At 62.4% G+C, this 7,279-nt stretch carries 7 protein-coding genes; 2 read left to right on the plus strand and 5 right to left on the minus strand.

The window, feature by feature from the left end; genetic code table 11:
• Window positions 1-68: 68 nt before the first annotated feature.
• Window positions 69-1,163, minus strand: coding sequence for a PLP-dependent cysteine synthase family protein (locus RGM2987_RS00940; protein ID WP_245138241.1), 1,095 nt, complete (start codon window positions 1,161-1,163; stop codon window positions 69-71).
• 265 nt (window positions 1,164-1,428) lie between these two features.
• Here RGM2987_RS00940 and nhaA point away from each other — a divergent pair, with 265 nt between their 5' ends.
• Window positions 1,429-2,616, plus strand: a complete 1,188-nt coding sequence (gene nhaA / locus RGM2987_RS00945) for a Na+/H+ antiporter NhaA (RefSeq protein WP_245138242.1) — start codon at window positions 1,429-1,431, stop codon at window positions 2,614-2,616.
• 559 nt (window positions 2,617-3,175) lie between these two features.
• Here the strand turns inward: nhaA and RGM2987_RS00950 are convergent.
• Window positions 3,176-3,640, minus strand: a complete 465-nt coding sequence (locus RGM2987_RS00950) for a glycine zipper 2TM domain-containing protein (protein WP_245138243.1) — start codon at window positions 3,638-3,640, stop codon at window positions 3,176-3,178.
• A gap of 169 nt (window positions 3,641-3,809) precedes the next feature.
• Between RGM2987_RS00950 and RGM2987_RS00955 the strand changes: the two genes are divergently transcribed.
• Window positions 3,810-4,094: a hypothetical protein gene (locus RGM2987_RS00955; RefSeq protein ID WP_245138244.1), complete on the plus strand. Its 285-nt coding sequence runs from the start codon at window positions 3,810-3,812 to the stop codon at window positions 4,092-4,094.
• Here the strand turns inward: RGM2987_RS00955 and pdxH are convergent.
• The 3 genes from pdxH to RGM2987_RS00970 all read right to left on the minus strand — a co-directional run bounded on the left by pdxH (window position 4,042) and on the right by RGM2987_RS00970 (window position 7,092).
• Window positions 4,042-4,689, minus strand: a complete 648-nt coding sequence (gene pdxH / locus RGM2987_RS00960) for a pyridoxamine 5'-phosphate oxidase (protein ID WP_245138245.1) — start codon at window positions 4,687-4,689, stop codon at window positions 4,042-4,044. The genes RGM2987_RS00955 and pdxH overlap by 53 nt on opposite strands.
• A gap of 24 nt (window positions 4,690-4,713) precedes the next feature.
• Window positions 4,714-5,829, minus strand: coding sequence for an OmpA family protein (locus tag RGM2987_RS00965; protein WP_245138246.1), 1,116 nt, complete (start codon window positions 5,827-5,829; stop codon window positions 4,714-4,716).
• A gap of 117 nt (window positions 5,830-5,946) precedes the next feature.
• The gene (locus RGM2987_RS00970) at window positions 5,947-7,092 is read right to left on the minus strand and encodes a serine hydrolase domain-containing protein (RefSeq protein ID WP_245138247.1); all 1,146 of its coding nucleotides are present in this window, start codon (window positions 7,090-7,092) and stop codon (window positions 5,947-5,949) included.
• Window positions 7,093-7,279 lie beyond the last annotated feature (187 nt).

The following is a 7,279-nucleotide window of genomic DNA, read 5'->3' on the forward strand; positions in this document are numbered from 1 at the left end:
TTATTCGACTGAATCACCGCTTTTCGCGAGCAAGCCCGCTCCCACAGGGGTATTGCGGTGTCTTCAAATCAGATCCCCGCTCGCAATACACTCTCCGGCAACGCCTGCCCGCGCTCCACACACGCCGCCACCGTATCCATCAACCCACTCAACTCATAGCCCTGAGCCTTGAGCCAAGCCGGGTCGTAATACGTCGTGGCATAGCGTTCGCCCCCGTCGCACAAAATCGCCACGATCGCCCCCGACTCGCCGGCCTCCACCATCCGCAGTGCGGCAATCAACGCGCCGATCAGGTTGGTGCCGCTGGAACCACCGACCCGGCGACCCAGGCGCTGGGCCAGGTAGTGCATGGCCGCAAGTGACAACGCGTCCGGGACCTTGACCATCGCATCGATGACTTTGGGCAGGAACGACGCTTCGACCCGCGGTCGGCCAATGCCTTCGATTCGCGAGCCGCAATCGAGGCGCAGGTTGGCATCACCGCTGCGGTAGTAGTCGAAGAACACCGAACGTTCGGCATCGGCACACAGCACTCGGGTGCAGTGCTGGCGATACCGCACATAGCGCCCCAGGGTGGCGGTGGTGCCGCCGGTGCCGGGGCTGGAAATCAACCAACTGGGCTCCGGATGCCGCTCGAAGCGCATCTGCTGGAAGATCGATTCGGCGATGTTGTTATTGGCCCGCCAGTCCGTCGCACGCTCGGCGTAGGTGAACTGGTCGATGAAGTGCCCATCATGCTCACGGGCGAGGCGTTCGGATTCGGCGTAGATTTGCGTAGGATCGTCCACCAGATGACTCTGCCCACCGTAGAAGGCGATCTGTGCGATTTTTTCCCGGGACGTGGTCGCCGGCATCACCGCGATGAACGGCAGGCCCAATAGCCTGGCGAAATACGCTTCGGAAATCGCTGTCGAGCCGCTGGACGCCTCGATCACCGGCGCGCCGGGCTTGAGCCAGCCATTACACAACGCGTAGAGAAACAGCGAACGGGCCAGTCGATGCTTGAGGCTGCCGGTGGGGTGGCTGGACTCATCCTTGAAATACAGCTCAATGCCCGGCAGGCCCGGTAACGGCAATGGAATCAGGTGAGTGTCGGCGCTGCGCTGGAAGTCAGCCTCGATGATGCGGATCGCTTCGCGCGCCCACTGGCGGTGATCGGTCATGTGTTCTCTCGCTGGATCGGTTCGACGCAACGCATGTCTGGCGGTCATGCAGGCACGGCGGATATCGGAAAAACCAGGCACAAGCTTAGGAAAAAACCGACAGCTCGCACAGGTACAGCTAAGGTCCAATATGCGCCGCAACTGCCGCTCACGCGGCGAAGGCGTTGTAACGTCATATAACAAAAAAGAATATAACTTTTGTTTTACCTTCTATCAGTACGGGTTAGGGTGTGCCCACTTTTTGACCGACGAATGGAGAGCAACCTTGCCTCTACGCAATTCTCTGACACGTTTCTTCCAACTGGAAGCCGCCAGCGGCCTGCTGTTGATCGCCGCCGCAGTGCTGGCGCTGGTCATCAATAATTCGCCGCTGTCCTGGCTGTACGGCGGTCTTCTGGACACCCCGGTGGTGGCCCAGGTCGGCGCGTTGAAGATCGCCAAGCCTTTGCTGCTGTGGATCAACGATGGCTTGATGGCGATGTTCTTCCTGCTCATCGGCCTTGAAGTCAAACGCGAAGTGCTCGACGGACAGCTGTCGAAGCCTTCGCAGATTGTCCTGCCGGGGGCAGCGGCGATTGGCGGCATGGTGGTGCCGGCCCTGATCTACTGGTTCCTCAACCGGGACAATCCGGCCGCCCTCGCGGGCTGGGCGATTCCGACCGCCACCGACATCGCGTTCGCCCTCGGTGTGCTCGCCTTGCTGGGCAAGCGCGTGCCGGTGTCCCTCAAGTTGTTCCTGATGACCCTGGCGATCATCGACGACCTGGGCGCCATTATCATCATCGCCATCTTCTACTCCGGCGCCCTGTCCACCCTGTCGCTGATGCTGGCAGCCGGCTGCATAGCACTGCTGGTGGCAATGAACCGGATGGGCGTGGTCAAGCTCGGGCCCTACATGGTCGTGGGCCTGATTCTCTGGGTCTGCGTACTCAAGAGCGGGGTCCATGCGACCCTGGCGGGAGTGACGCTGGCATTCTGTATCCCGTTGCGCACGAAAAACGCCGAGAGCTCGCCGTTGCTGGCCCTGGAACACGCCCTGCACCCGTGGGTAGCCTTCGGCATCCTGCCGCTGTTCGCCTTCGCCAACGCGGGCCTCTCCCTGAGCGGCATCACCGTCGAAAGCTTCACCCATCATGTGCCGATGGGCATCGCCATCGGCCTGTTGATAGGCAAGACCCTCGGGGTCTTCGGCCTGACCTGGCTGGCAGTGAAAATCGGCATCGCCAGCCTCCCCGCGGGTGCCAACTGGGGCCAGGTATTGGGTGTAGCCATCCTCTGCGGCATCGGCTTCACCATGAGCCTGTTCGTCGGCTCCCTCGCGTTCGAGCCGGGCGCCAGCGACTACGCCGGCATGGACCGGATGGGCATCCTCACCGGGTCGATCCTGGCAGCGTTGTTGGGCTATGCGGTGACAGCGGCGGCCAGTCGCAAGAGCACGGCATTGCCTTCCTGATTGTTACCTTCAAGTGAATCATTGTGGCGAGGGAGCTTGCTCCCGCTGGGCTGCGCAGCAGCCCCATCTGGGAGCAGATCGAAAGCAGGTGCATGAACACAAATATGCATGTAGCTGATCCATCGCCATCGTCGGATCGCCGCCCGGAGCAGGCTCGCTCCCACAATTGGATTGGGTTACAACCGGAAAAGCCAGGTCGGCCGCTAGGCCGCCTCGCCTTTGCTTTGCTTTGCTTTGCTTTTGATCTGACCGCCCCATTAACCACAAGGGCCGAACGCAGGCATTGCGTAGTGGGCAACCCGGCATGGATGCCGGGTTAGCCGCGCAGGGCCATGGATGGCCCATCGCGGCGGGCCCACGGAGCAATGCCGGAGTGAGGGAACACCTCGCCTTGGCGAGGTGCCCAGTGGTGGGGCAAAGCGCTTTTGGTTACTTTTGGCGCTTTCCAAAAGTGACCCGCCGTAAGGGCGGAACCCTAAGCAGCCATTACCGCAGCAACGGATCTGCCCCCAACACCAACACCAACACCAACACCAACACCAACACCAACAACCCCAGCTTAGTGCGACACGCGACTCGTCCCACCCACAGTCGAAATCCGCACCCGCTCACCCACGCGGAACACTTCATTTTCCTGAACCTGCTGCACATAGGCACGCATGCTGCCGTCATCTTCGCGAACGGTGATTTCCACACCCTGGGTACGGGTCAGGCCTTCCTCAGTGGCGGAGCCGAGCAACCCGCCTGCAACGGCACCGATCACCGCCGCGACGACGCTACCGCGACCGCCACCGATGGCGCTGCCGCCTACACCGCCAACCACGGCACCGGCCGCACCGCCGATCGGGGTCTTGGTGCCTTCGATCTTGACCGGACGCAGAGACTCGATGGTCCCCATGCGAATCGTCTGCACGCGACGCGCTTCGTCACGGGAATAGGAGTCACCGGTCAGGCTCGACTGGCAGCCAGTGAGCAACATCGCCATCGTGGAAAAGGAAGCAACCAGCAAAACAGACTTACGCATAGCATCACTCCAAAAGACAGGTATTCATTAAACTCCGCGACTTGACGCCTGTCACGGCCTCGCCGGGATAAAGTTGCTTTCATTCAGGTGGGATACAGGCGCACCCGAAAAATTCACCCAACAGTAGCGTCAATTTCAGAAACCTGCGTCATCAACGCCGAGATTTTTCATGGATTACTTCATCATCATTGCCACCACCGTCGCCGGTTTGTACTTCCACTGGTGGCTGTATGTGCGCATCAAGCGCTGGATGGACCGCGACCTGGCGCTGTCGCTGGCGGGGCAGGATGAGCGGAAGAAAACCTACATGCTGCAACAACTGGCCCGTGCCCGGGCGCAAGGCATCAAGCGCCGCGACCTGCCGCAATGGCTTCATACCGCTGCGGCAGGCTACCCCGACACTAAGGCGCCAGACGCTCGCGTGTCCAATGCGCCCCTTGCAGGCGGTAGTTGAGGCGATCGTGCAGGCGGCTGGGGCGGCCTTGCCAGAATTCGATGCGCTCGGGCAGCAAGCGATAACCACCCCAATGTTCCGGGCAATGGGGTGGGTTGCCGCTGAAGCGTTGCTCGGTGGCCTTGAGCAAATCTTCCAGCTCACCGCGCCCGGAGATCACCCGGCTCTGGGGTGAGGCCCAGGCACCGAGGCGGCTGCCCAACGGGCGGACCTGGTAATAGGCGTCCGACTCCTGCGCCGTCACCTTGACCACCTTGCCCTCGATGCGCACCTGGCGCTCCAGGGTCGGCCAGAAAAACGTCATGGCGGCGAATGGGTTCGCCGCCAGTTGCTGGCCCTTGGCGCTGTCGTAGTTGGTGAAGAAGGTGAAACCCTGGGCGTCCAGACCCTTGAGCAGCAGGATCCGGCAGTGCGGACGCCCATCTGCATCCACCGTTGCCAACGTCATGGCGTTGGCCTCCACCGGGGCCTGTTCGGTTTTCACCGCGTCGGCGAACCATTGGTGGAACAGGGCGAATGGCTCGGCTGGGGCTTGCGCCTCGGCCAGGCCATCACGGGTGTAGTCGCGGCGCATATCAGCCAGCGCTTGGGTCATGGCGCGTTCCTTGTGGTTAGCCCATCACTGCTTGGGAGTATCGGTGGCCGCGACCTTCTTGGTATCGCTGGCGGCCTTGGCCGGTTGAGGTTTCTTTGCAGGAGTCGCAGGCTTGGCCGGCGCTTTCTTCGCCGGGGCCTTGGCCGCGGCTTTCTTTGCCGGGGCTTTCTTGGTGGTCGGCGCCGCCGGTTTTTTTGCTGCGAGTGCTGGCGCCGGGGCGGCAGGCTTCACATCCTGGGCGGCCACCATCGTCACCGGGGCCGGGGCTGGCATGTTGTACTTGCTCAACAGCGCAACCATGGTGTTGGCCGGTGTCACCAGCAATTCCACGCGTCGGTTCAAGGCGCGGCCTTCCACGCTGTCATTGGCCGCACGTGGCGCCACTGCGCCCATGCCGCGCAACATCAGGCGATCCCGCTGCAGGCCGCTGAGACGGAAGATCGCGGCCACGGCCTGGGCACGTTCCTGGCTTAGTTTCTGGTTCGCCGGCGCGGCCCCCGAGGTATCGGCGTGACCAAGGATCAACACGGCGGTCTTCGGATCAGCTTCGAGTACTTTGGCGACGCGAGTGAACGGACCGAGGGTGACCGGCAACAGCATGGCCGGGCGATCCGGGTTGAAAGAGCTGTCCACCGGCGCGGTGACCACCAGCACGTTGTCGCGGCGTTCAAGTTCAAGCTTGCTGTCCTGGATTGCCGTGCGCAGCTTCGGCTCGTAGTCGTCGAGCCAGGCCTGGGTGACCTTCGGATCGGGCATTGGCGCTGCCTTGGTGGTTTCCTGATCCTTACCGCCGAACGGCCACCACCACTTGCCGTTGCTTTCGGCCTCAGCCTTGGCCACGGTTGCCGGAGCCTTGGGTTCAGGCTTGGCTTCGGGCTTCACGTCTGCTTTTTTTGCAGCATCGGCAGCGTCATCGGACGAGAACGGCCACCACCAGTGAGTGGCACTCTCTGCCTTGGCTTGCGGCGCGACGGCGGCCGGCTTCAAGGGCGCCGCCGGGGCTGGCTCCTTGGTCGCGACCTTGTCGGAGCCGCCGAACGGCCACCAGCCACCGCCGCCCTCGGCATCATTCTGTGGAGTTTGTGCGCAACCGGTAATAGCGAAGCACAGCGCCAGAGCGAGGGTTTTATTCGATGACATTGGATATCCACAAAATGAATTGAATGAAAAAACAAGAGACCAGATTCGGCCGCATAAACAGACGCTTGGAAACCGAAAAGGGCACGGGGTTCCCAAGGCCGCCGACCCTGATGAGGTTTATAGACAAGTGGCAAGCACCCTTGCAAGGTTCTGCGCGCGCGGATCCATCAAAACGTAAGGCCCGAGCGTATTGGTCACAAAGCCGAACGCCACGTCATGTTCCGGATCGGCAAAACCAATGGAGCCCCCTGCCCCGGGGTGACCGAACGCCCGCGGGCCGAGGCCGTAGGTTGCATTCGGCACGTCCGGCTGGTCGAGCATGCAACCCAGGCCAAAGCGGGTCTGGGTCAGCAATGTCTTGTCCTCGCCGAAGCTGTGCTGGCGAGTCAGTTCGTCGAGCATTTCACCTTCCAGCAGGCTGCCGTCCAAAAGGCCGGCATAGAAGCCGGCCAGGCTGCGCGCATTGCCGTGGCCGTTGGCCGCCGGTTGCTGCATGCGGCGCCACTGCGGCTTGTTGGTGCTGGTCATGATCGACGGCGGATTGGTGAAGGCCCGGGTGGTCATGGCCGTGGGTTCACGCATCGTTACTTGCAGCAAGCGCTGGGCCGCCGCGTCACCGACGTTGCCTTTGCCACGGGCGATGTGGGCCACCCGATGAAACTCTTCGTCGGCCAGACCCACGTGGAAATCCAGGCCCAACGGCCTGGCGACCCGCGCCACGATGGACTCTCCCGGGCCACGCCCGTCCGCCCTGCGCAACAGCTCGCCGACCAGCCAGCCGTAGGTGATCGCGGCGTAGCCATGGCCTTCGCCCGGTGGCCACCAGGGTGTTTCAGCGGCCAGCGCATCGGTCATGGTTTGCCAGTCATACAACGCTTCGGGCGCCAGTAGTTCACGCAACGCGGGGAGCCCGGCCTGATGGCAGAGCAACTGGCGCAGGGTGATGGAGGCCTTGCCCGCCGCCGCGAACTCGGGCCAGTAACGAGCGACCGGGGCGTCGAGTTGCAGCTTGCCTTCGGCCACCAGTTGCAGGGCGGTGACGGCGGTGAAGGTCTTGGTGCAGGAAAACAGGTTGGCGATGGTGTCGCTGTGCCAGGCTTCATGACCATCCTTGTCGGCCGTGCCGGCCCACAGGTCAATCACCGTGCGGCCACCGACCTGGATGCACAACGCCGCGCCGCGTTCCTGGGGATCTTCGAACAGCGCCGCGAAGGCTTCACGCACGGCTTCGAACTGAAGCTCATAATGACCTTGAATCTGCACCCGCAACTCCCCTGCTCAAGCACTTCTGGACTGGCCGGCATTGTTCCAGCCATTGATTCATTTGAAAACAACCGCGGGGCAGTTGGCCTGGGCACCTACCGCTCTTGTGGCGAGGGAGCTTGCTCCCGCTGGGTTGCGCAGTAACCCCAAGGAAAATCAGTGCGATCCATCCGACATACCGCGGTGT

The sequence above is a fragment of the Pseudomonas sp. RGM2987 genome, from assembly GCF_022952855.1.
Classification (GTDB): Bacteria; Pseudomonadota; Gammaproteobacteria; order Pseudomonadales; family Pseudomonadaceae; genus Aquipseudomonas.